Below are 22,866 nucleotides of genomic sequence, written 5' to 3' on the forward strand. Positions count from 1 at the left end.
GAGCATTAACTTTCCAATAAAAAATAAAAATAACGAATTGGCACTAGCAGTAATACCAAGCGTATTAAGTTACAAAATTTGTAGTTTTATTAATTGGTATAGGTGGCCTTTTCGCTTTGCGTTTTGCAATAGCATCAAAAGGAGCCGTCACATGGGGAAATTGAGCTCTACCTTGTGGCTTATATTGTTTGTCCTTCCGCAGCAGGTCTTGGCTAATAGCCAATTTAATATGCGTGAAGGGGTTACTGATATAAGTAATAATGTTTATCAACTACACATGACCATTTTTATAATTTGTTGTGTGATAGGGGTTATTGTCTTTGCCGTGATGTTTTGGGCGTTATTACATCATCGTAAATCTAAAGGTGCAAAACCTGCCCAGTTTCATGAAAGCACCAAAGTTGAAATACTTTGGACTGCGATTCCGTTTGTAATATTAATTGCTATGGCTATTCCTGCCACCAAAACCTTAATTGCTATGGAAGATGCCAGTAAGGCGGATATCACCATTAAAGTTACGGGGTCACAGTGGAAGTGGCATTATGAATATATGGGAGAGGATGTCTCTTATTATTCCATTTTATCAACACCACAAGATCAAATAGCAAACCTAGCTGATAAAACAGATAACTATTTGCTTGAGGTTGATAAACCGTTAGTTTTACCAATCAATAAAAAAATACGTTTTCTAATGACTTCTGATGACGTTATTCACTCTTGGTGGGTGCCTGATTTTGCAGTTAAAAAAGATGCTAATCCGGGCTTTATTAATGAAACTTGGACACGAATAAACGAGGAAGGAATCTATCGCGGGCAATGCGCTGAGCTTTGCGGAAAAGATCATGGCTTTATGCCTGTAGTCGTAGAGGCTAAGTCTGAGCAAGACTTTAATGCTTGGCTTGCTGATGCAAAACAAGCTAAAGAGAAGGCGGCGGCGGCTGATGCCGCGCTACTTGATCAAACCTTACCTAAAGAAGAGTTAATGACTTTAGGTGAGCAAGTTTATATGGCTAGTTGTGCAGCTTGTCATCAGCCCACTGGCATGGGCTTACCTGGCGTATTCCCGGCACTTAAAGGCAGTCCAATCGTACTTGGAGGTATCAATGATCATGTTGATATTGTACTTCATGGCAAGCCGGGAACCGCTATGCAAGCCTTTGTTAAGCAGCTATCAATTAAGCAATTAGCGGCTGTTGTTACCTACAAACGTAATGCATGGGGCAACGATACCGGTGATGTTATTCAGCCTAGTGATATACAAGCTGCCATTGATACAAGTTCGGAGGCCAAGTAATGAGTAGCATTACAAATAATCATAGTAATCAAGCTGCAGAGCACCATGATCATCACCAACCTGCAAAAGGGTTTAAACGTTGGCTTTATACTACTAATCACAAAGATATTGGTAGTTTATATTTAATATTTTCATTGACCATGTTTTTAATTGGCGGCGGCATGGCAATGGTGATTCGCGCTGAGTTATTTCAGCCCGGGTTGCAATTAGTTGAGCCACACTTTTTTAATCAAATGACCACTGTTCATGGATTAATTATGGTATTTGGTGCGGTTATGCCAGCCTTTACGGGGCTTGCTAATTGGATGGTGCCTTTAATGATTGGGGCGCCAGATATGGCTTTGCCTCGCATGAATAACTGGAGTTTTTGGATTTTACCATTCGCGTTTTTAATCCTACTTGCTTCATTGTTTATGCCTGGCGGGGGCCCTGCGTTTGGCTGGACTTTCTATGCACCGTTATCAACAACATATAGTAATGATAATACAGCACTATTTGTATTCGCAGTGCATATTATGGGAATTAGCTCGATTATGGGTGCCATCAATGTGATTGTAACTATAGTGAATATGCGTGCCCCTGGCATGACGTGGATGAAGTTACCGTTATTTGTTTGGACTTGGCTAATTACTGCCTTTTTACTTATTGCCGTGATGCCGGTATTAGCGGGCGCGGTTACTATGGTACTGACTGACAAGTACTTTGCGACTAGCTTTTTTGATGCCGCTGGTGGCGGCGATCCAGTGATGTTTCAGCATATATTTTGGTTCTTTGGTCATCCTGAAGTGTACATCATGATATTGCCCGCTTTTGGAATTATCTCGACGATTGTGCCAACTTTCTCACGTAAAAAGCTATTTGGTTATGCCTCTATGGTGTATGCCACATCATCAATTGCGCTGTTAAGTTTTATTGTTTGGGCACATCATATGTTTACTACCGGTATGCCAGTCGCGGCTGAGCTATTCTTTATGTATTCTACTATGCTGATATCGGTCCCTACAGGGGTAAAAGTATTTAACTGGGTAGCTACCATGTGGCGTGGCTCCATTAGCTTTGAAGTACCGATGCTATTTAGTATTGCTTTTATTGTGCTGTTTACCTTGGGTGGCTTTTCGGGGCTGATGTTAGCCATAACGCCTGCTGACTTTCAGTATCATGATACCTACTTTGTCGTGGCGCACTTTCACTATGTGTTAGTGACTGGGGCCATATTCTCGATTATGGCTGGGGCCTATTACTGGCTGCCCAAGTGGACCGGTAATATGTTTAATATCACCTTAGCAAAGTGGCATTTCTGGTTATCTTTAGTAAGTGTAAATGTATTGTTTTTCCCAATGCACTTTGTTGGCCTTGCTGGTATGCCGCGCCGTATTCCTGATTATGCTCTGCAATTCGCTGATTTCAACGCCATTATTAGTATAGGTGGATTTGCATTTGGTTTATCACAGCTATTGTTTGTTGCGGTGGTAATAAAATGCGCTAGAGGCGGCGACAAAGTCCCAGCGAAAGTATGGGATGGCGCTGAGGGTTTGGAATGGGAAGTAGATTCACCCGCTCCTTATCATACCTTTGAAACACCTCCGCAGGTCAAGTAATGAGCCATGCACCACTGCTTAAACGCTTAGTTTTAGTATGTCTTGGCATGTTTGCTTTCGCGTTTGCGCTGGTGCCGCTTTATGATGTTTTTTGCGATATAACAGGTCTAAATGGTAAGCCATCACTTGAGCAAGCAGAAGAAAGCATGCGGGTAGTTGATACCCGTCAAGTTGATGTGAGCTTTACTACTCACGCTCAAAGTGGTGCACCCTTTGAAGTGAAATCAAAAGAGTACAGTGTGGCAGTAAAACCGGGGGCTATGCGCGAGGTGTTGTTTAGCGCAAAAAACCTCAGTCACCAAGATAAAGTAATGCAAGCAGTACCTTCAGTATCGCCAGGAAAAGCTGCCAAGTATTTACATAAAATGGCGTGTTTTTGCTTTGATCAACAACCACTAAAAGCCGGTGAAGAAGTTGAGTTTAAGCTACTTTTTTATATTGATACTGAGCTTCCGGAAAGTGTCGAAGAGCTTACCTTGTCGTATACCGTGTTTGATATTAGTAGTCAGTTAGTGGCTAGTAATTAGGAGCAAGTAAGATGAACCAAAACTACAAAAAGTATTATGTGCCAGCACAAAGTCCGTGGCCTATCGTGGGTGCTGTGGCGATGTTTTTGATTGCTTTAGGCGCCGCACTTAGCGTAATGCAAATGAACGGAGAAGGCAGTAGTGGGCCGTACTTGTTGTATGCAGGCATCGCTGTGCTGTTATTTATGTTGTTCAGTTGGTTTAAAAATGTCATCGAAGAGTCGGACCAGGGATTGTACTCGGCGCAAATGGATCGCTCATTTCGTCAGGGGATGAGTTGGTTTATCTTCTCTGAAGTAATGTTTTTTATGGCTTTTTTTGGCGCACTTTTTTATGCCAGAACTATTTCTGTGCCTTGGCTAGGCGGTGCAGGCAATAACGCTATGACCAATGAGGTGCTATGGCCTACATTTGAAGCTATGTGGCCGTTAGTGACAACCCCAAGTGGCGACACTACCCAAGCAATGCCATGGCAGGGACTCCCGCTTATCAATACTTTGCTTTTATTGGCTTCTTCAGTAACGCTACATTTTGCTCATGTTGCTATGGAGAATAATAAACGTACACCGTTAAAAGTATACTTAGGGCTCACCCTAGTGCTTGGTGTGTGCTTTCTAGGGTTGCAGGTTGAAGAGTACATACATGCATATCAAGACTTAGGTTTAACGCTTGATGCGGGGGTATATGGCAATACCTTCTTCTTATTGACCGGCTTTCATGGCATGCATGTGACTTTGGGTACTATTTTATTGCTGGTTATTTTTATTCGAATTTTAAAAGGGCATTTTAACTCTGAAAAGCATTTTGCTTTTCAGGCGGCGGCTTGGTATTGGCACTTTGTTGATGTGGTGTGGTTGTGCTTGTTTGTATCTGTTTATGTGCTGTAGGTGAGGAGTTGGCTTGAATAAAACCGAGCTTAAGCGCAGCAATAACCAGTACCAGTAAAACCACTGAAAATAATACCCGACGGCCTAGGTAATATGACATGGGTCGTCCATAAGCTTTACCTGAAACCATAATAAATAAAGCACGAAATAGGCTAAAAAGTATAAACAATAACAACAGTACAATAATAATTTTAATAACCACTGGGTCACCTTTATGCGGTTAATTTTAAGGCGTAAAAAAAAGCTTAGTTCAATTATCACAATTTGCGTGGTGATGATTGTGGTTATTGTTTGTTTGCGTTTGGCTTATTGGCAACTTCAACGAGCTGACAATAAAACCCAGCAATTAGCCCAAATAGCTGAGCTACAAAGCCAAGGCGTTATGACGTGGCAGCAAATGCAGCAGCTACCAAGGCAGTGGAATAAAACTGGTTTGCACGTCACCGTTAATGGCAAGCTTGATAATGAACAATATTGGCTATTAGATAATCAAGTTTATCTTGGGCAAGTGGGCTACGATTTATTAGTGATGCTTACTTTAGCCAACTCAACAGAGACAGTTTTAGTTAACTTAGGATGGGTAAAAGCGCCACCCACACGGGAGCAACTTCCTACCGTGTTAATACCAAGCACGCTTGATACGACAACTATTCAGCTCAAGCAAGGCAAATTAAGTGGTTTCATCTTGCAAGACAAAAAAGTGCAAACGGATGAGCTTGGCTGGCCTAAACGAGTGCAAATTATAGACTTGGCATTATTTACCAAGCAATCAGGCCAAACAATGGCGAGTGTGATTGGCTATCGACAAGGTGAGGGCGATGATATCGCCACCCCACATTATGAAGCGGTGGTAATGAGCCCGCAAAAGCATCATGCGTATGCTGTGCAGTGGTTACTAATCGGTGTTGCCTGCGTTGCTGTTGCCTTATTTGCTAGTAAAAAAAGGGGTGAAAATGAAAAATAAAACATTATCTATATTTGTAGCTTGTTGCTTAATTCCCTTGGCGCTTGCTTATTTGGCATTAAAGTTGGAATGGATCCCAAGTGCTTCAAGTAATCAGGGCGAATTTTTAAACCAAGAAATTAAACTTAAAAATTGGCAGAAAAGCGATCATAAACAATGGACTATTGCCTTAAATTACCCTGAAGAGTGCCAAAAATCCTGCACAGAGCAGTTACAAGCGCTTGATAATTTGTACGTGGCATTGGGTAAAAACCAAAGTAAGGTCGATATGGTGATTTTAGGTAAGTCAAGCCAACTAACCCCTTCATGGCGACAGCTTGAAAACAACGCTGAGCTTACTCCTGCAAGCTTATATTTAATTGATCATATGGGGCTGGTGGTTTTGCAATACCCTTATGAGAAAGAGCCCCTACAAAATAGGTTAGCTCAAAAAGGCTTATTAAAAGATTTAAAAAAATTACTTAATTACGCACGCTCAAGCTAAGTAAGGAATTACTCAGATGTATCAAAATTATAAGTGCTTAGTGATTGTGACCTTTTTTTTATCGATTGTGGTGATAGGGCTTGGCGCTTACACGCGACTAAGTGATGCCGGGCTTGGTTGTCCCGATTGGCCAGGTTGTTATGGCTTTTTGACCGTGCCTAAACATGAAGCTGATTTAGCTCATGTAGCACAAACTTATCCCGGTATGATGTTTGAAAAGGCCAAAGCATGGAAGGAGATGGTGCATCGTTACTTTGCAGGCACCTTGGGTTTACTTATTTTAGGACTTTTTGTATTTGCTTTTTTTAAACGGCAATACCCAGCGATGCCCGTTAAATTACCGTTAGCATTATTAATTCTAGTGGTTTTTCAAGCGGCGCTGGGTATGTGGACGGTCACTATGAATTTACAGCCATTGATAGTAATGGGGCATTTGCTAGGTGGCTTTAGTCTTTTATCGCTGGTGGTTTTATTGTATTTGCGCTTAACGGCAAAGCCTATTATTGGCGGCGATTCTGGAGCTAAAAATTATTTTAAATTAAGTTTAGTAGCGCTTGGTGTGTTGGTGATGCAAATTGCCCTTGGTGGCTGGCTCGCAGCTAATTATGCTGCTCCGTACTGCAATGGCTTGCCTCTTTGTAGTTATGGTCACCCATTTTCGTTAGGCAGTGTATTTCAGTTGCCGTTGGAGCATAGCAACTATGAATTTGGCGTATTGTCACAGCAAGCGAGAATGTCGATTCATTTACTGCATCGTATATGGGCGTTAGTTACCAGTGTGGTGCTCGCGCTTATTATGTGGCGTATTTATAGTCGCGCATTATCGAAAAAAATAAAGCAGTGTACGGTCGCTGTATTAATCGCTTTGTTGTGCCAAATTTGTTTAGGGCTTGCGGTGGTATATTGGCACTTTCCTCTAGCTATCGCACTGGCGCATAACTTAATGGCTGCCATACTGTTATTAACTATGGTTCGTTTGTGCTTTTATTTAAAGGCCCGTACTTAGGAGGCAAAATGGCACTTTTATTAACAATAACTAAAAGAGCTCCGATACAGATAACTGAGTTATTTAAAGACTACTTAGCAATCAGCAAGTTTAAAGTTGTTGCTATGTTGGTGTTAACTGCATGGGTTGGTTTAGCGCTTGCGCCTGATGTTGGTCGTGGTATTGGCGTACAGCTTATTAGCCTATTAGGCATTGGTTTGTTGTCAGCGGCAGCCGCGGTTATTAACCATGTGGTTGATAGTGAAATCGATAGTAAAATGGCGCGAACGCGGCATCGTCCTATGGTAAAGGGGCGTTTATCTAAGCTACACGCCTTAAGTTTTGCCACTATTATTGGTGTTAGTGGTTTTATAATGCTGATGGTGTGGGCAAACCCGCAAACCGCTGTTTTAACGCTTTTTGCACTTGTTGGTTATGCCTTTATTTATACCTCTTTTTTAAAGCGCGCAACGCCGCAAAATATTGTTATTGGTGGGCTTGCAGGTGCTATGCCGCCATTATTGGGGTGGGTATCTGAAACAGGTCAAATGGCTGCCGCACCTTGGTTATTAGTGATGATTATTTTTACCTGGACTCCGCCGCATTTTTGGGCTTTAGCGATTGCACGAAAAAGGGATTATGAACGCGCTAAAATTCCAATGTTGCCAGTCACTCATGGTATCGATTTTTGTAAAACCTGTGTGATTGCGTACTCTATTTTACTGGCGCTTGTGTGTGTATTACCTTATTTAATTGGTATGTCGGGGGCGGTGTATTTAGCGGTGGCGAACCTACTAAATGGTATTTTTATTTATAAAGCTATTAAACTGAAAGTAGCGCCAAAAGCAGGGACCGCGATGGATTTATTTCGTTTCTCGATTATTCATTTAATGATACTCTTTGTGGCCTTATTTGTAGATAAATGGCTAGTTATATGAAGGTCTTAAAAATGCAGGCAGTACAATTATGGCGCTTGAGCTTTTTAATACTGGGCTTGGTATTATTAGGTGCATGCAGCGACAATAAAATGGCCAACGTAAATGCACTTGTATATGAACAAGCAAAGCCACTAAATGAATTTACTTTGCAAGATCAGCACAATCAAACAGTCACTAAGCAAGCATTTTTAAACCGGTGGAACTTGGTGTTTTTAGGTTATACCAGCTGCCCTGATATTTGCCCGCTTACACTTGCTAAGTTACAAGGTGCTTATAATACCTTGAGTGACAACTACCCTTTACAAATATGGTTTATGTCGGTTGATCCGAAACGTGATAACGCCGCAAAACGAAAGGCGTATATTGATTATTTTAATCCTGACTTTTTAGCTGTTTCAGGGGAGCATGAAAACTTATTTCCGCTAGTACGTGAATTAGGATTAATTTACGCTATTAGTGACAGTGATAAGCAGGAGTATGCAGTTGATCACAGTGCTTCAGTGGCGCTAGTTGATGGTAGCGGAGCAGTGCGTGCTATTTTTAAACCTGAGTTTCAGCAAGGCCAAGTGCCATTAATTAATGCTAGTGAGTTAATTAAAGAATTTAAAATAATAGCAGATTATTATCCGCTCAACTAATTTACTGTATTTTATAATCTTGTGGGGTTTTGCGCTCCATGTAAGTCCCTTTCCCGTATTTTTTTAGCGCGGAAAATCATAATAAGCTGAACGTGCAGAGCAAATCGCGATAAGATCAAAGCATAATTAATTGCTTTGCTAACTTTAAATGAAAGTCACTTGTTTAAAGCTCTTTGATTCAGTAACGACTGCCCACATTGACCGCCGTAAAAAGCAGGGATTACTTACCATTCGATGTGACAAGTAAGATAACGACGACGCTGTTTAAAAAGATACAATTAAGTAAGCAGGCGTGTGTTCCCATCTTGAAATATGCGATTGAACTATTCAGTTACAACCAACGGGTTGTTCAACCGCAAAGGGCGCTGGGTAATTTTAAATGATTATTCAACGATAACCCAAGGCTGTGAAAACCAATAGTAACTGCCTGAATGCGTAATAGAAGGTGCTGTGCAATTAAATCGAGAACGGCCCAAGTTTAATTTTTTAGGTGAACTTACTTTAACAATACCGGTTTCCAACCACTCTAAATTTGCCTGGCCAATCCCCGAGACATAACAAGCAAATTGAGTCTTATGAAAATCATCTTTATTAAATTCAATAGTAATATTAGGGGGATTATCGGTGGTAACGCTGTCGTTATAAGTGAGGTTTTTAATAGTGAAAGCACGAGAGTTCATTTTTGTAGTAAGGGTTTCTAATTTGCTATAAAAACCTGACGCAGGAAAGCGTGCTAAACGACTAAAATCTGACTTGCTATTTACGGCTCCAGAATGCTGGCCAATTCCTACAAAGCCCAGTTCAGTTACTAACTCTTGTAATTGATTATTAAACTCACCATAGGGGTAAGCTAAATACTTATAATCGTGTCCAACCTCTTCTTTAATACGCTGCTGGGAGTCTAAAATGTCTTTTTTAATACGTGCTTGCCATTGACTGGTAGTTTCACCGTTTAATTTACGGTGTAAGTAATTGTGCTCACCACTGTGGTTGCTGATGAGCGCGCCTTTTTTTGCAAGTTCACGTAATTGCTGCCAAGTCATCACATAGTCTTTACCTTCATCAATCAGCTTTGGATTTACAAAAATAGTATAGGGGTAGCCAAACTTTTCTAAGATAGGGGCTGCTTGTTCATAGTTATTATCGTAACCGTCATCAAAGGTAATCGCGATGGTTTTTTCTGGTAATTGTTGACCTTTTTGTAGGCTATTAATTAGTTCATTGAGAGCAATAACGTTAAACTGGTGCTCTTGCAAATAAGTTAAATGCTCGGTAAAGCTTTCAGCACTTAGGCTGGTTACAGCCGGGAGAGTTTCGCTAACATGATGATATTGTAAAATAACCGCACTTTGAGCACTAAAAGATAGACCACACAAGGCAGATAAACATAAATGAAACAGTTTCTTACACGTCATAAAGCACACCATAAAAGCTTATTGTTGTTAGCCGGGCCGATGATTTTATCAAACATTACCGTACCACTGTTAGGATTAGTTGATACTGCTGTGATTGGTCATCTTAGTAGCAGCCATTATTTAGCTGGAATAGCCTTGGGGGCAACGGTTATTTCGTTATTATTTTGGCTTGCTGGCTTTTTACGAATGAGCACCACAGGCTTGGTTGCACAGGCCTATGGTAATAATAACACTGAGCAATTAGCCGGGTTATTAAAGCGTAGTTTAGTGCTGGCATTAAGTGTCGCAGTTGTATTGATAGTCGCCTCCCCGTGGATAAAAGAATTGATTGCGATCTTGTCTGATACTAACAAAGACGTATTAACGCAGGCTTATATTTATTTTGAAATTCGTATTTTTAGTGCCCCTGCCGCGCTTTGTAACTTGGTGCTACTAGCATGGATGCTTGGTGTACATTACGGCAAAGGGCCATTTTATTTATTGTTGGTCACTAACATTACCAATATTGTACTTGATGTATATTTTGTGGTGTTTTTAGATTGGGGAGTAGCCGGTGCTGCATGGGCATCGTTAATTGCTGATTATTTAGCGTTATTTTTTGCGCTTGGATTGGTGTTCAAGTTGGCGGCTAAAAAAGGTGTGCAGCTGAATATTGGCGGCTGGTTTAGCTTGGCGCAAATGACCTCATTATTGAGCTTAAACCGCGACATTTTTATTCGTTCTTTAATTTTACAGCTGTGTTTTAGTTTTATGACTTTTTATGGTGCTCGTATTGGTGAAGTGACACTTGCAGCAAATGCGGTATTGCTGAACTTTTTAATGTTGGTGAGCTTTGCTTTAGACGGTATTGCCTATGCCAGTGAAGCTAAAGTTGGCCACGCCAAAGGTAAAAATAGTGCACGCTTAATTAAACTCTGGGTACAAATAAGTGTCTTTTGGGGGGCATTATTTGGCTTATGTTATAGCCTGTTTTTTGCGCTTTTTGGTAAGCAAATAATTACATTACTGACTGATATACCTGAGGTAATAAGCGCAGCTGAGTCATATTTAATTTGGATTATATTTTTACCTATATTAGCTATGAATTGCTTTTTGTTTGATGGCATTTTTGTTGGCTTAACTCGCGCTAAAGATATGCGCAACATGATGATCGTTTCTGCGTTAATTGGCTTTTTTAGTGTTTTTTGGTTGTTTATTGATTTACAAAACCACGCTTTATGGCTGGCTATGAGTAGCTTTATGTTATTACGCGGGGTCACGCTTGTTGTGCGTTATCTGCAATTGCTAAAACGAAATGAATTGTTAAGTTAGCTGTATAAAAGCAACTTTTCGTAAACTAAGCTTAAAACTCAAGGTTGGATATGCTACAACCTTGATATATTCACTTTTTTATTACACTTATGACAGAACTTTACCATTGGTTTGATTTAATTGGCGTGGCGGTGTTTGCTGTGTCAGGTACATTGATTGCCTACAATAAAAAAATGGATGGCTTTGGCGTTGTTGTGCTCGCTATTGTTACTGCTATTGGTGGTGGCACCTTGCGCGATGTTATTTTAGATGTGCCAGTATTTTGGTTGCATGACCAAAGCTACTTCATCGCTATTCTTGCTTCTGTTTTTGTAACCACAAGGCTGATTAATAAACAGCGTTCAATACCTTATTATCATCTGCAAATTGCTGATGCCTTTGGTTTATCATTTTTTGCAGTAATGGGCGTACAAAAAGCTTTGTTGGCGGGCATGCCAAATACAACTGCAATTATCATGGGGGTGATCACCTCTTGCTTTGGTGGGGTTATACGCGATGTGCTAGCCGGAAATATTCCTATGCTGTTAAAAGGTGAGTTGTACGCGATAGCCTGTATAGCGGGTGGTATAATTTATACTGGCAGTATTTATTTCGACTTTGTGACCGAGCTTGCGATGATTTTGGCAATGCTCACAACATTAATACTGCGCTTTGCAGCAGTGAAATGGCAACTTACCCTACATGTTTTTAAATATCCCGACTAGACTGTAATAAAACAATAGTATAGGGACAAGGGATATGTCGTTTGCAAGAGTTTATTCCCGTGCACAGGTGGGTATTCAAGCACCAGAGGTCATGGTTGAAGTTCATTTAGGTAATGGTTTACCGGCTTTTCATATCGTGGGCTTACCTGAAGCTTCAGTAAAAGAAGCAAAAGATCGAGTTCGTAGTGCTCTTGAAAACTCTCAGTTTGGCTTTCCTGATCAACGTATTACTGTCAATCTAGCGCCTGCCGATTTACCTAAAGATGGTGGGCGTTTTGATCTTGCCATTGCGGTGGGGATTTTAGTCGCTTCAGGACAAATAGTCTGCAATGAGCTTGAGCGTTATGAATTTTATGGGGAGCTTGCTTTAAATGGTGAAGTGCGTGGTGTTAACGCTATTTTGCCCTCGGTACTGGCTGCAAAAGCGCAAGGGCGTTGTTGTTTTTTACCTTATGTGAATGACAGTCTCGCGAGCTTGGTTAATGGGGCTGAGCGTAAAGCAGTGTCGTCTATTCAAGAAATTTGGAGCGACTTACTTAACCAGCAACCGCTGCCTTTGAATTTAACCTACCCCGAGCAGCAAGTTGTTGAGCAGTCTCTGTTTGATTTAAGTGATGTAAAAGGTCAGCCCGGTGCTAAAAGAGTGCTCGAAATCGCTGCTGCGGGTGGTCACAATTTATTATTTTTAGGTCCGCCGGGCACGGGTAAATCAATGCTTGCTCAGCGTATGCCTACTATTATGCCCACACTTACAGATGATGAAGCCATCGCTACAGCGGCACTTTATTCGATTATTGGTCAGTCTATTGATTTAAGTAACTGGCGTAAACGGCCGTTTCGCAGCCCTCATCATACTTGCTCTGCGGTGGCGTTAGTTGGCGGTTCGTCAAATCCCAAACCTGGGGAGATTTCACTAGCGCATAATGGCGTATTATTTCTTGATGAATTGCCCGAGTTTGAACGTAAGGTGCTTGATTCATTACGTGAGCCGATGGAAACCGGCACCGTGACTATTTCAAGAGCCGCACGGCAAATGGAGTTTCCAGCTCAATTTCAATTGATTGCTGCATTAAACCCAAGCCCAACGGGGTGTCATAATGATAAACGCGCAAGCCCAGAGCAAGTTATGCGTTATTTATCACGGGTGTCAGGGCCATTTATTGACCGCATTGATTTACAAATAGAGCTACCGCGCTTAAGCAGTTCGCAATTACAAAGTACCGAACAAGAAGAAAGTAGTGCCGTTGTACGGATGCGAGTAGAGGCGGCCTATAAGCTACAACTAGAACGCCAAGGTAAAGTGAACGCGCGGCTTAATAATAAAGAAATGGCATTACACTGCCCACTTGCAAGGCCACAACTGCAATTTTTAGCTAAAGCCAGTGAGAAGTTAGCCCTATCGCCACGTTCGTATCATCGGGTAATTAAAGTTGCTCGTACTATTAGTGATTTAAAAGCTGGCCAAAGTATAAGCCTTGACGATATTAAAGAAGCTTTAAATTACCGCGCTTTTGAGCGTTTAATGACACAGTTAACACGGTATTGAGCTTAAACCGATAGCATATAGCCTTTACTGCGAACGGTAACTATGCGCTTTTGATCTTTTTCATCATTGAGCTTTTTGCGTAAGCGACCAATTAATACATCAACGGTACGATCAGTTGGGCTCCAGTCGGGTTGGCCGATCTCTTCTGATATTTTTTCTCGGGAAGTCGCTTTGCCTGCATTTGCAATTAAACAAATAAGTACTTTATGCTCTGCTTCAGTAAGGCGAGACTCAATGCCATTTGGGATAATAAGCGTCCGGTTATCTGGATGCAGCTTAAAGTCGGCATATTCAATAAATTCTTTGCTTTCGTCCTGATTGCTATTCCTTATAAGGCGTTTGTGCAGGGCGCGCATCCGTAATTCTAGTTCGAGTAAGTCAACAGGTTTGCATATATAATCATCAGCACCTTGGGCAAGTCCGGCAATGCGGTCGGCTTGTGAGTCACGGCTAGAGAGCATGATCACTCCAATATCCGTTAAGGTATTAAGTTCTTTAGCCAAATGTAGGCCATCACGCTTAGGTAAAACAATATCAACAATGGCTAGGCTTATCGCGTCATTGCTATTTGCACGCAACTGCACCATGGCAAGGGCCTCTGCACCTGTTGCGTCGTTTTCAATAGTGAATTCAGTCTCTGCGAAGTGATTGAGTATGCGTTTGACGAGTAGCTTGTCATCTTCAACCAATAAAACATGAATAGTCATAGTATCTTAATTATCTTAAATGATAGCCGCATGTTAGCACTCATTGATAAAAAGGGCATTTTGCCGTTTTAGCTAAGTTTGTAATATACCCAAAGCTGAATGATTTAATTAGGCGCTATAGAGCTATAGTGCCTAATTGAAACCTGCAACTTAATTAGGGTAGAGGTATTCCCACCACTGTGGCTCATCTTTTAAATTTTTATCAAAATAAGCAAGCATAGTGCTCCACCAATCAAAGCGCTTATCACGGGAAAAAATTTGATGATTAGCCCCCTTGTATTCAATTAAGTCAACGTCTTTGCCTAATAGTTTAAGTGCGGTATACATATTATGGCTTTCGCCTACTGGCACGTTGGTGTCAGCATCGCCGTGTAAAAGTAATAGTGGTGTGGTTACTTTGTCTGCATGAAATACAGGGCTGCGCTGGCTATAAAGTTCATTATTATTCCATGGGAAACTATTTTTAGAAGCTTCGCCTGAATATAAATAGCCCCACCAACCTTGGCCCCAATAGGAGGTAATATTTGAAATACCAGCATGAGCAATTGAAGCGCTAAACATATCGGTTTTTGTAGCAAGTAACATGGTTATAAAGCCGCCGTATGAAGCGCCTAAATTTCCTAAACGATTTTTATCAATAAATGAATACTGTGCAAGCAATGCTTGTGTGCCTTGCATAATATCATCTACAGTATATTGCCCCCAAGCATTAACATGCTTAGCTGAAAACTCTTGGCCAAAACCTGTTGCGCCGGTGGGCTGTACTACATACACCACATAGCCATTGGCTGCCCATAAGTTAAATGGGTAGCGTCCGGTAAAACTGCGTGATACAGGTGATGTACCGCCGTAGTAATACACTAACGCTGGGTATTTTTTACTTTTATCTAAATCATTAGGTAAATAAACTCGGCCAGTTATTTCAGCGCCTTGTTGATTGATAAAGTTAAATTCTTCAAGCGTTGGAATATCTGTATTGGCGTAACTAAGAGGTTTTGAATCCCATACTGTATTAACGCGATTACTATTGAGGTTTAGGCGTTGTAATTTTTGTGGAGCTGAGGCCGAAGTACCTGTTATCAATAAAGAAGGGTTACGGTTTGCTGATACACTAAATTTCTCAACCACATCAAGGTGTGTTTTTATTTTTGTAAAATGGTTTTTACTGCGATCAAACAAATATAGCTGTTGGGTATCTTGCTCGGTCACTTTTACAAGTGCATCGCCATTTGTGAGTACTTCTACTTGTCCAATTGAAGGATCGAACTGTTTACTAAGCGCTTTAGCTTGCTTGCCTTGGTGGTTAACTAAATAAAGCTGACCATCATAATTATTAGCGAGCATGTTATCTGGCAAGTTTCGGCCTAAGCCTTCTTTAAAATCAGGACCTGCAATAATATAAATATCATCATTTGAATATTTGGCTTGGTTAAAGTTTTTATATTGGCCTACAGCGGCTGTTTTGTTGGTGGCAATCGTTAACTCAAGTAATTCGGTAGCCGGATGAGTGTTGGCTTGCATAGCTTGTACGTTTCTGCTTAGTAATACGGTACCTTTATTACTATTAAAGTCTTCAATGCTATGGCTTAGTGGTCCTTGCGTGAGCGGTTTGATAAAACCACTGTTGTTATCAAGTAAATAAACTTGGTAAGTCGTGCGTGCATACGACCAGCGGTCTTGTAAGCCTTTATAGTGTTTAGTTAATGAGTCACTGGATTTTGGTGATTTTGACCAGCTAAAAATTAAGCTACTATTATTATAAAACTCAAAGCCACTGGCTCCCGTTAGCTCTTCAGTAAGTGTATTTAGCGTTAGATTTTTGCGGTTAAGCTGCTTAAGTTTGCCGTCTAGCATGTACACTAAGCTTTTATTGTCAGGGCTCCAGGTTATATTGCTTGGTTGGCCTGACTCAAAACGATAAATTACTTTGTCATCATCATTTTTTAGCTCGGTAATATACTGTGCTTGATTAGCTGTACTATCACCATAATGGCGTGTTGTAACGATGTACTGTTTTGCGTCAGGTGCTTGCGAGATCATATTAATCGTAGCGGCATCAAATAATTGTTTAGCCGAGAGCCTGTTTTTAGGTTCCTTACTAATATTTAAGTTTTGGTGTTTAGTATTAGCAACATAATCAAGCTCGACGTTGTGCCAGTTAGCGACTTGCTCGGTAATAATAAGTATTTGGTGTTGACCAGTAGTTAGAGTCAGTTTGTAATTATTATTATCGGATTTTTGCTTAACACCATTAATAAAAAGCTCAGCCTTATCAATGCCTTTTAAAGTTAAGTTGCCTTGGCTAAAACGCGAGGCTGTTGCGGTAAACTTTAGCGCTTGAATACCACCTAAAGTTAATGCTTGCACCTTTTGTAAACTTTGCCATTGATGATTTTTTCCAAAAAGAGATAACTCACTCTGTACAGACTGTAATGCAGGCAATAGGCTGTTTACAATGGCATTTCTGTGCTCAGTTTGATAGGGTTTGTGTTGCATATCAGCAGCCAGAGGGCCAATGAAATTGATGTTGTTTTTATCAAGCGGTTCAGCAAATAGCTGACTACTTAAAGTGCAAAAAGAAAGTAGAATTAAGGTCTTTTTTATATACTGCAGTCTTTTTGCAGCAAGTGCGTTAAACATAATGATTGAGCCTAATGTAGGTAATTAGCCAAAATATATCATGGCTAAAATATTGGTGAAAATTCTCTGCGATAATCAACATTACTTTTAGATGCTTTAGCTAGTATTTTAGTTAGGTAATAAGGAACCCTTGTGACGCTATTGATAATATATATGACCGCCGCTATCGTGATTTCTTTTTTATGCTCAGTTATGGAAGCTGTGTTACTTAGTATTACGCCAAGTTATATTGCACTGTTAAATAAAGAACGCCCAAATTTAGGCAAACGGATTGCGTATTTAAAAAATAATATTGATCAACCGCTAGCCGCAATTTTAACCTTAAATACCGTTGCACATACAGCAGGAGCTGCAGGCGTTGGTGCTCAAGCTGCAGTGGTTTTTTCAGATGCGGCAGTAGGTATTGCGTCGGCTATCATGACTTTTTTAGTGTTAGTGCTGTCTGAGATTATTCCAAAAACTCTAGGAGCAAACTATTGGCGAGCATTAACCCCTGTTGTTGCCCGCTCGCTGCGAGTGTTGGTTATTTTATTAAAACCATTTGTGTGGTTTGCCGATAAGTTGACGGGATTATTGGGACGTAATTATGATGAAGCTTATTATATTCGCCAAGAAATTGAAGCCATGGCTGACGCGGGTACAAAGGCAGGCGCGCTGCATCAAGAGGAGTCTGAAATTATTCGCAGTTTACTGCATTTTCGGCACGCAAAATTAGATGCACTGATCACTCCGCGTACAGTATTATTCAAAGTACATAAAGATATTACCGTAAACCAGTATTTGCAAGAGCATGGCTCGTCGTCATTTTCACGGGTGTTGGTGTATGATAAAAACGGCGATGATATTATTGGTTTTGCTCATAAAAACGATATTATGCTGGCTTACCATCGAGTGTCTGAAGATTATAAAATTAGCAAACTAATTAAGCCTATTTATACCGTGCCAGAAACCTTATATGTACCGACATTACTGCATACTTTATTAGCTGAACGCACGCATATTTGTTTGGTTGTTGATGAGTACGGCGATATACAAGGTATTGTTACGCTTGAAGATATGATTGAAGCGTTAGTCGGCCTTGAAATTGTTGATGAACACGACCAGTCAGAAAATATGCAGCATGTTGCCAAGCTGCGCTGGCAGCAACGGGTTGCACAAAATAAAAACATAGTTTGCGATGATGAAAAACATCAGTACGGTGAAAATTAACGACGGCTTAAATTTTTTGAGCTTGCCATGAGTGTCCACGACTCTGCCCAGCGAATAAACTCATCCTTCCCTTTCGGATGGCAAATTAAAAAGCCTTGCATAAGTACATGCTCTTTAAAAGCGTTTAGAAAATTAAGTTCTTCCTCGCGTTCAATGCCTTCGGCAACAATTACTAAATCATTTTGAATAGCTATATTGACTAAGCTTGACACGATTACCTGTGAAAACGGGTCAGCTTCAATATGGCTAATCAAGGTGCGATCAATTTTTACTTCCGTAAACGGCAGGGTTTTAAGTTGGTGTATGTTAGTAAAGCCAATACCAAAGTCATCCAGCGAAATACCAAATCCGCGCATCCGTAACCTATTTAAAGTCTCTAGTTGGGCTGCGGTACAAAGTGCATGTTGCTCCGTTATTTCTAAAATTATATCGTCAACCGATAGGTGATTGAGCTGTAAAATAAGCGCTAATTTGTCTGGGCAACTCAAATCTTCTAGTTGAAAAGGTGACAAATTAAAGGCCAGTTTTAGATCAGATTTTAAGGTGGATTTTATTTGAGAAAAGTCGCTGGTGGCCTTTTCAAACAATTGAAAGGTGATCAGGTTTATATATTCTAAGTCTTCGGCTACACAAATAAAATGTTCGGGTAAAATAGCGCTATTTTGATTGTCAGTAATAACACGAGCAAGTACTTCAATGCTTTCAACTTTGTTATTAGCAAGGTTGACCTTGGGGTGATAAAAAGGAGTGATTTGGTTATGACTAATTGCGTGTAGTAATTGCGCTTCAGACACGGGTTCAGTTGGGCGCTTAGTATGATGCATTAAACTCTCAAGCTTTTGCAGCAGCATATTTACTTGGTTGAGCTGAACAGGCTTTGCAATGTTGCCAATTAAGTGAGCGTTATTTTGTCGAGCTAAGTCAGCAGCTAAATCAATTACTTTTAAATCCATCTCAGAGATAATGGCAATGCCACCGGGGTAGCGCATTTCACCTAAATGGCGTATTAACTCCATACCATCCATGTTTGACATATTTAAGTCGGTAAAAACTGCATCGTATAAGAGAGGGGATTTTTTTACTTTCTCTAGTGCCTCGTTAGCATCTAGACATAGGGTGACATTATAAACATTAAGCTCATTTAAAATAGCCTGCATCACGACTAAAATGGCTTTAGAGTCATCAACAATTAATATATGTCGATTGGGCTTCATCATATTCATTCCTTGAATGTGTGGGAGGAGTTTACTTAAACGTAGTTGATAAGGTGCTTTGTGTCAGGTTTTAGTTTGGATATTTCTTTGCTGAAATTAGTTATACTAGGGTAACTAACTAATACAACTATTGACTCTAGATGCTGCGTATTCAACTTACTTTTGGCAATCAGCCTTTTATCTTGGTGTTTTCAGGTAACCAAATAGTACAAATCTTTCAGCAGCAACAGGCTATTGCTTTTGATAATCCGCGAGATAATGTATTCCAGTTCACTCTAGATGAGCAACTCATCGCACTTGATACCACAAAAGTACATGACAAAACTCTTGGTATTTATATTAATGACGCATTTATGAAAGAGCTTGAGTTGCCAGAGCAAGCAACCGCTAAACCTAAGCAAGGTTTGCTGGGGATTTTTGCTCTCGGTTTTAAGTTGTTTAAAAGTGCCAAAGTAGTCAAAGTAGCGTTAGCTGGAGCATCAGTTGCGGGTTATGCATGGCTATTTACCTTTGAGTTTGCCTTAATGTTAATTGCTTGCTTAGTGATACACGAATACGGCCATGTTCGTGCAATGCAATATTTTGGCATTAAAACTAAAGGCATTTACTTAATTCCATTTGTGGGTGGCCTTGCGGTGAGCGACGATAAAATTACCACCCGCTGGCAAGATGTAGTGATATCTCTTATGGGTCCTGCGTTTGGCTTGATCACATCGATACTTGGCGTGGTACTTTACTACGTTACAGATATGCAAATATTTGCAGGTGTTGCGGTACTCAGCGCCTTACTTAATTTATTTAACTTACTGCCTATTTTACCGCTTGATGGCGGGCATGTATTAAAAAGCATTAGCTTTTCTATGCGCTCATGGGTTGGTTTAAGTATTTGTATTTTAGGCGTGTTGTTTGGCTTGTGGCTCAGTTACACCTTTGGTTTAATGTTATTAGTGTTCTTTTTATTTATTGGCGCGCTGGAAATTGTGTTTGAATGGCGCGGTCGCCATTACTCACATTTACTGCCATTAGATAAATACGGCCAAGGTTTCTCGGCTGTGATGTATGCACTCGTCGTTGCAGGCCATGTGGTAGTGATAATGCACTTTGCTGACTCTGAAAACGCAATACTAAGCCTACCGATGAAGATATTATCGAGCTAATAATTAAGGGTTATTACATTGACTAACGAGCCACATTAAGCGTTTTACTTAAATGTGGCAGCTTAACCATTTCTTTAAGCGTTCAAGGCAAATAGGTGGCGACTGTGTAAGTAAAAACAGTAACTCTAAGCGGTTTTCGTTTACTAATTGAGTTCGCTTATCTACTGACGCTAAATGCCTGCCATAATACACTGTCTTTTTCTAATGCCCCTAGTATAGTTTATAGTCAAGTCACCTCAAAGTGCGAGCATCGTTGGAGTTAAAAGCAATTTGGGCAAGGTATTGATATTAGTTAATCCCTTATTGTAAGTATTGCCAAGGCGTTATCATTATCGTAACTTATCACTTAGTTTTTTATTAGGATAACAGCAAGGATTATGCAATATATTTTTAAACGCTTGGTCGCCGTAGTACAAAGCCACATCGATCAGGTTAGTTGGCAAGCGGTTGCTTTAACAACTTTGTTGCATATGCTATTGATTTGGGGGCTACTGGTTTCAGCTGGCGAACTAGAGTTAACGCCACTCACCACCTATTTTTACTATTATGTAGTAACTACTTCAACGGTGGGTTATGGTGATTTTAGCGCTAGTACAGAAGCGGGTCGTTGGATTGTAGCGTTATTACAAATACCCTTCGGGTTAGCATTATTTGGTGTTTTGTTAGGAAAAACAGGGCAAACAGTTACTTATTTAATTAGGCGCGCTATGACAGGTGATAAGAATTTCTCGCATATTAATAACCATATAATTATTTTTGGTTGGCACGATACACGAACTAAAAAAATTATTGATTATATTTTAGCCGATAAAAAGCGTTTAGACAGACGCATTTTACTGGTAGTAACTGAGCAAATGGAGCATCCATTTTTAGCTAATCCGCAGGTTGACTTTGCCCATTTAAATAGCTTTACTGCGCTCGAAGAGCTTAAGCGCGTTGCGATTGATCGGGCCGATAAAGTGATTATTGATGGTCAAGATGACGACCAAACCTTCACTACAGCTCTACGCATTAGTCGCTTAGTGAATGAACAATGCCATATTAGCGCTCATTTTGATGATGAAACTAAAATAGAAATGCTATTAGAGCACTGTAATAATGTGGAGTGTAGCAGTGCTAAATCAGCGGAGGTATTGGTACGTTCAATGCAAGATCCAGGCTCTAGCCGTGTGCAAGAGGAGTTACTTTCTACACTCTATGGAGATACACAGTTTAGCTTGGTTATTCCTGCAGGTTTTACCGAGATGGAATTTGGTAACTTATTTCATCATTTTAAACATGATCATGATGCTATTTTACTCGGTGTTGCACATAATTTGAGTGCACAAAATATGGATTTAAATCCACCGCTAGATTATCTCGTAAATAGCGGTGATATTCTTCATTATATTGCTGTAGAACGCGTATTGAGTGATGAAGTAGATTGGCAGGGGCTTGTTAAATAATGTCTAAAGTGGCGTTAGTTATGTATTTAACCATCGTGCCACAGCATGGACATAAGAAAAAAGCAAAACACAGCACTAAGCATTAGGTGCTGTTTTATTCTAGTTCTTTAAGTTTATGCTCAACTAACGGGTCGCCGGGGGCGAGTTGTTTTGCTACCTCTAATAGCTGGATAGCATCATTTGGATGTTCATCTTGGTGTTTTATTGCCACATCAATAAGTGGTTGAATATCAATGTTTTCTTGATGCTCCTGCACGTGGGCTTCTTTTTCATCAATAAGAATATTGTGCGCTGTGCTTAGTAACCTAAGGCGATGAGCTGAATGGGCGTTGGCTTTGTTAAGCTTTTTATAATAGTCCTCTTTTAAGCGCAGAGTCTTGGTTTGCAAGCGAAATTGAGCAATATCAACTTGTTGATGATGAATAAAATCAACTGCCACCTGTTTATAAAAACCAAATTTATTCAAATAACTTGCGTGAGTACCATGGCCCATACCGAATGTTCGTAAATGTGTAAGCTGCGAGTAGCGCTTAGCATGCTGGCGGTCAATACGGTTAGTTGGGTCGTAAATAATATAGCCTTTGGCATTGCCTAAATCTAAGTCGTGGTAATCATTCTGCCAGTCGAATTGCTGTGCTATGTCTGTGCTTGAGCGGTCATCCCACGGCACCAGTGCTTTATTTTTAGTGCTAACGGGGTGAAAAAGCAATACCTGATCAAGTTTTAGTAACTTAGCAAAGGCGCCCACGGCAAACCCACCACGGCTGAGGCCATAACCTAAACGACAATTAAAAGGTTCAAGTAAAGTGGATAATTGTTCGAGGAAAAATATTAAATTACGGCTACGGAACCAGTTACTTTTACCTAAGTGCTGAAAGGCAATTACATTTACGTTTTGCTTTTGACCTAGGTGGTAGCCCCATGGCGCAAAATTGCTATGTAAGTCTTGCTCTTTTAGGTTAGTTCCTGCAGGTGAGAAAGTGAACAGTAGAGGCTTTTTAAGATCAACAAAATTATATTTAACAAATACATCACCAAGTAAATCACTTCCAGACATAGGTAGCTTGGCTTGTTGTTCATCGCCGTTTAGTGTTAACCATTCATCTAACCAGTACAGTAATTTCATTCGTCCTCCAAAAACAAGCCGAGAATTATAGCAAATACACTAAAAGAAGAAAAATATGTAAGCTTTGGCGTGTATGG

21 protein-coding genes are annotated in these 22,866 nt (G+C 40.4%); 15 read left to right on the forward strand and 6 right to left on the reverse strand.

Going from position 1 to position 22,866, the window contains the following annotated elements; genetic code table 11:
- The first annotated feature begins 151 nt into the window (after positions 1 to 151).
- Genes coxB through ACT3RM_RS09990 form a run of 4 tightly spaced genes read left to right on the forward strand, consistent with a single transcriptional unit; the run spans position 152 to position 4,306 of the window.
- Complete coding sequence (coxB, locus tag ACT3RM_RS09975) at positions 152 to 1,294, forward strand: cytochrome c oxidase subunit II (protein ID WP_441834711.1); 1,143 nt, start codon at positions 152 to 154, stop codon at positions 1,292 to 1,294.
- On the forward strand, positions 1,294 to 2,892 hold the full coding sequence (gene ctaD, locus ACT3RM_RS09980; protein ID WP_441834710.1) for a cytochrome c oxidase subunit I: 1,599 nt from the start codon (positions 1,294 to 1,296) through the stop codon (positions 2,890 to 2,892). The genes coxB and ctaD overlap by 1 nt, the downstream gene beginning before the upstream one ends.
- Positions 2,892 to 3,419, forward strand: a complete 528-nt coding sequence (locus ACT3RM_RS09985) for a cytochrome c oxidase assembly protein (protein WP_441834709.1) — start codon at positions 2,892 to 2,894, stop codon at positions 3,417 to 3,419. The genes ctaD and ACT3RM_RS09985 overlap by 1 nt, the downstream gene beginning before the upstream one ends.
- 11 nt (positions 3,420 to 3,430) lie before the next feature.
- Complete coding sequence (locus ACT3RM_RS09990; protein ID WP_441834708.1) at positions 3,431 to 4,306, forward strand: cytochrome c oxidase subunit 3; 876 nt, start codon at positions 3,431 to 3,433, stop codon at positions 4,304 to 4,306.
- Here ACT3RM_RS09990 and ACT3RM_RS09995 read toward each other — a convergent pair.
- A complete protein-coding gene (locus ACT3RM_RS09995; RefSeq protein ID WP_441834707.1) occupies positions 4,206 to 4,508 on the reverse strand; it encodes a DUF2909 family protein in 303 nt (100 codons plus the stop codon). The two genes, ACT3RM_RS09990 and ACT3RM_RS09995, sit on opposite strands and share 101 nt — an antisense overlap.
- 12 nt (positions 4,509 to 4,520) lie before the next feature.
- Here ACT3RM_RS09995 and ACT3RM_RS10000 point away from each other — a divergent pair, with 12 nt between their 5' ends.
- The 5 genes from ACT3RM_RS10000 to ACT3RM_RS10020 are packed head-to-tail and all read left to right on the forward strand — an operon-like array spanning position 4,521 to position 8,315.
- The gene (locus tag ACT3RM_RS10000; protein ID WP_441834706.1) at positions 4,521 to 5,270 is read left to right on the forward strand and encodes an SURF1 family protein; all 750 of its coding nucleotides are present in this window, start codon (positions 4,521 to 4,523) and stop codon (positions 5,268 to 5,270) included.
- Positions 5,260 to 5,754 (forward strand): transmembrane cytochrome oxidase associated protein, encoded by a 495-nt coding sequence (locus tag ACT3RM_RS10005; RefSeq protein ID WP_441834705.1) that lies wholly within the window; start codon positions 5,260 to 5,262, stop codon positions 5,752 to 5,754. Before ACT3RM_RS10000 ends, ACT3RM_RS10005 begins: the two co-directional genes overlap by 11 nt.
- A 16-nt stretch (positions 5,755 to 5,770) precedes the next feature.
- Positions 5,771 to 6,760 (forward strand): COX15/CtaA family protein, encoded by a 990-nt coding sequence (locus ACT3RM_RS10010; protein ID WP_441834704.1) that lies wholly within the window; start codon positions 5,771 to 5,773, stop codon positions 6,758 to 6,760.
- An 8-nt stretch (positions 6,761 to 6,768) separates the two neighbouring features.
- The gene (gene cyoE / locus ACT3RM_RS10015; RefSeq protein ID WP_441834703.1) at positions 6,769 to 7,677 is read left to right on the forward strand and encodes a heme o synthase; all 909 of its coding nucleotides are present in this window, start codon (positions 6,769 to 6,771) and stop codon (positions 7,675 to 7,677) included.
- Positions 7,678 to 7,688: 11 nt separating this feature from the next.
- Positions 7,689 to 8,315, forward strand: coding sequence for an SCO family protein (locus tag ACT3RM_RS10020; protein WP_441834702.1), 627 nt, complete (start codon positions 7,689 to 7,691; stop codon positions 8,313 to 8,315).
- A 383-nt stretch (positions 8,316 to 8,698) separates the two neighbouring features.
- Here the strand turns inward: ACT3RM_RS10020 and ACT3RM_RS10025 are convergent, their stop codons facing one another.
- The gene (locus ACT3RM_RS10025; protein WP_441834701.1) at positions 8,699 to 9,730 is read right to left on the reverse strand and encodes a polysaccharide deacetylase family protein; all 1,032 of its coding nucleotides are present in this window, start codon (positions 9,728 to 9,730) and stop codon (positions 8,699 to 8,701) included.
- On the opposite strand from ACT3RM_RS10025, the gene dinF reads away from it, so the two are divergent.
- From dinF to ACT3RM_RS10040, 3 genes are all read left to right on the forward strand, one after another.
- A complete protein-coding gene (dinF, locus tag ACT3RM_RS10030) occupies positions 9,707 to 11,041 on the forward strand; it encodes an MATE family efflux transporter DinF (protein WP_441834700.1) in 1,335 nt (444 codons plus the stop codon). The genes ACT3RM_RS10025 and dinF overlap by 24 nt on opposite strands.
- 89 nt (positions 11,042 to 11,130) lie before the next feature.
- Positions 11,131 to 11,745 carry a trimeric intracellular cation channel family protein gene (locus ACT3RM_RS10035; RefSeq protein ID WP_441834699.1) on the forward strand — a complete coding sequence of 205 codons (615 nt, stop codon included), beginning with the start codon at positions 11,131 to 11,133 and terminating at the stop codon, positions 11,743 to 11,745.
- 34 nt (positions 11,746 to 11,779) lie between these two features.
- Entirely contained in the window at positions 11,780 to 13,291 is a 1,512-nt protein-coding gene (locus ACT3RM_RS10040) for a YifB family Mg chelatase-like AAA ATPase (protein WP_441834698.1), read from the forward strand.
- Positions 13,292 to 13,293: 2 nt separating this feature from the next.
- Here the strand turns inward: ACT3RM_RS10040 and ACT3RM_RS10045 are convergent, their stop codons facing one another.
- The gene (locus tag ACT3RM_RS10045) at positions 13,294 to 13,998 is read right to left on the reverse strand and encodes a response regulator transcription factor (protein ID WP_441834697.1); all 705 of its coding nucleotides are present in this window, start codon (positions 13,996 to 13,998) and stop codon (positions 13,294 to 13,296) included.
- 150 nt (positions 13,999 to 14,148) lie between these two features.
- The gene (locus ACT3RM_RS10050; protein ID WP_441994875.1) at positions 14,149 to 16,638 is read right to left on the reverse strand and encodes an alpha/beta hydrolase family protein; all 2,490 of its coding nucleotides are present in this window, start codon (positions 16,636 to 16,638) and stop codon (positions 14,149 to 14,151) included.
- Positions 16,639 to 16,770: 132 nt separating this feature from the next.
- Here ACT3RM_RS10050 and ACT3RM_RS10055 point away from each other — a divergent pair, with 132 nt between their 5' ends.
- Entirely contained in the window at positions 16,771 to 17,847 is a 1,077-nt protein-coding gene (locus ACT3RM_RS10055; RefSeq protein WP_441993033.1) for a hemolysin family protein, read from the forward strand.
- Here the strand turns inward: ACT3RM_RS10055 and ACT3RM_RS10060 are convergent.
- Entirely contained in the window at positions 17,844 to 19,064 is a 1,221-nt protein-coding gene (locus tag ACT3RM_RS10060; RefSeq protein WP_441993034.1) for an EAL domain-containing response regulator, read from the reverse strand. The two genes, ACT3RM_RS10055 and ACT3RM_RS10060, sit on opposite strands and share 4 nt — an antisense overlap.
- Positions 19,065 to 19,201: 137 nt before the next feature.
- Between ACT3RM_RS10060 and ACT3RM_RS10065 the strand changes: the two genes are divergently transcribed.
- Complete coding sequence (locus tag ACT3RM_RS10065; RefSeq protein WP_441993035.1) at positions 19,202 to 20,218, forward strand: metalloprotease; 1,017 nt, start codon at positions 19,202 to 19,204, stop codon at positions 20,216 to 20,218.
- A 377-nt stretch (positions 20,219 to 20,595) separates the two neighbouring features.
- Positions 20,596 to 21,663 (forward strand): potassium channel family protein, encoded by a 1,068-nt coding sequence (locus ACT3RM_RS10070; RefSeq protein ID WP_441993036.1) that lies wholly within the window; start codon positions 20,596 to 20,598, stop codon positions 21,661 to 21,663.
- A 94-nt stretch (positions 21,664 to 21,757) separates the two neighbouring features.
- On the opposite strand, the gene ACT3RM_RS10075 is transcribed toward ACT3RM_RS10070, so the two are convergent.
- Entirely contained in the window at positions 21,758 to 22,789 is a 1,032-nt protein-coding gene (locus tag ACT3RM_RS10075; RefSeq protein WP_441993037.1) for a cytosolic protein, read from the reverse strand.
- Positions 22,790 to 22,866 lie beyond the last annotated feature (77 nt).

Origin of the sequence: Pseudoalteromonas sp. AOP7-A1-14, from assembly GCF_052376275.1 — a bacterium.
GTDB lineage: Bacteria > Pseudomonadota > Gammaproteobacteria > Enterobacterales > Alteromonadaceae > Pseudoalteromonas.

Bases quoted from the DNA above. Each gene is read 5' to 3' on its own strand.
- ACT3RM_RS09985 (WP_441834709.1), top strand. From the start codon at position 2,892: ATGAGCCATGCACCACTGCTTAAACGCTTAGTTTTAGTATGTCTTGGC.
- ACT3RM_RS10075 (WP_441993037.1), bottom strand. From the start codon at position 22,789: ATGAAATTACTGTACTGGTTAGATGAATGGTTAACACTAAACGGCGAT.
- ACT3RM_RS10045 (WP_441834697.1), bottom strand. From the start codon at position 13,998: ATGACTATTCATGTTTTATTGGTTGAAGATGACAAGCTACTCGTCAAA.
- ACT3RM_RS10070 (WP_441993036.1), top strand. From the start codon at position 20,596: ATGCAATATATTTTTAAACGCTTGGTCGCCGTAGTACAAAGCCACATC.
- ACT3RM_RS10020 (WP_441834702.1), top strand. From the start codon at position 7,689: ATGCAGGCAGTACAATTATGGCGCTTGAGCTTTTTAATACTGGGCTTG.
- ACT3RM_RS10050 (WP_441994875.1), bottom strand. From the start codon at position 16,638: ATGTTTAACGCACTTGCTGCAAAAAGACTGCAGTATATAAAAAAGACC.
- ACT3RM_RS10065 (WP_441993035.1), top strand. From the start codon at position 19,202: ATGCTGCGTATTCAACTTACTTTTGGCAATCAGCCTTTTATCTTGGTG.
- dinF (WP_441834700.1), top strand. From the start codon at position 9,707: ATGAAACAGTTTCTTACACGTCATAAAGCACACCATAAAAGCTTATTG.
- ACT3RM_RS10010 (WP_441834704.1), top strand. From the start codon at position 5,771: ATGTATCAAAATTATAAGTGCTTAGTGATTGTGACCTTTTTTTTATCG.
- cyoE (WP_441834703.1), top strand. From the start codon at position 6,769: ATGGCACTTTTATTAACAATAACTAAAAGAGCTCCGATACAGATAACT.
- ACT3RM_RS10000 (WP_441834706.1), top strand. From the start codon at position 4,521: ATGCGGTTAATTTTAAGGCGTAAAAAAAAGCTTAGTTCAATTATCACA.
- ACT3RM_RS09990 (WP_441834708.1), top strand. From the start codon at position 3,431: ATGAACCAAAACTACAAAAAGTATTATGTGCCAGCACAAAGTCCGTGG.
- coxB (WP_441834711.1), top strand. From the start codon at position 152: ATGGGGAAATTGAGCTCTACCTTGTGGCTTATATTGTTTGTCCTTCCG.
- ctaD (WP_441834710.1), top strand. From the start codon at position 1,294: ATGAGTAGCATTACAAATAATCATAGTAATCAAGCTGCAGAGCACCAT.
- ACT3RM_RS10040 (WP_441834698.1), top strand. From the start codon at position 11,780: ATGTCGTTTGCAAGAGTTTATTCCCGTGCACAGGTGGGTATTCAAGCA.
- ACT3RM_RS10060 (WP_441993034.1), bottom strand. From the start codon at position 19,064: ATGATGAAGCCCAATCGACATATATTAATTGTTGATGACTCTAAAGCC.
- ACT3RM_RS10025 (WP_441834701.1), bottom strand. From the start codon at position 9,730: ATGACGTGTAAGAAACTGTTTCATTTATGTTTATCTGCCTTGTGTGGT.
- ACT3RM_RS10005 (WP_441834705.1), top strand. From the start codon at position 5,260: ATGAAAAATAAAACATTATCTATATTTGTAGCTTGTTGCTTAATTCCC.
- ACT3RM_RS10035 (WP_441834699.1), top strand. From the start codon at position 11,131: ATGACAGAACTTTACCATTGGTTTGATTTAATTGGCGTGGCGGTGTTT.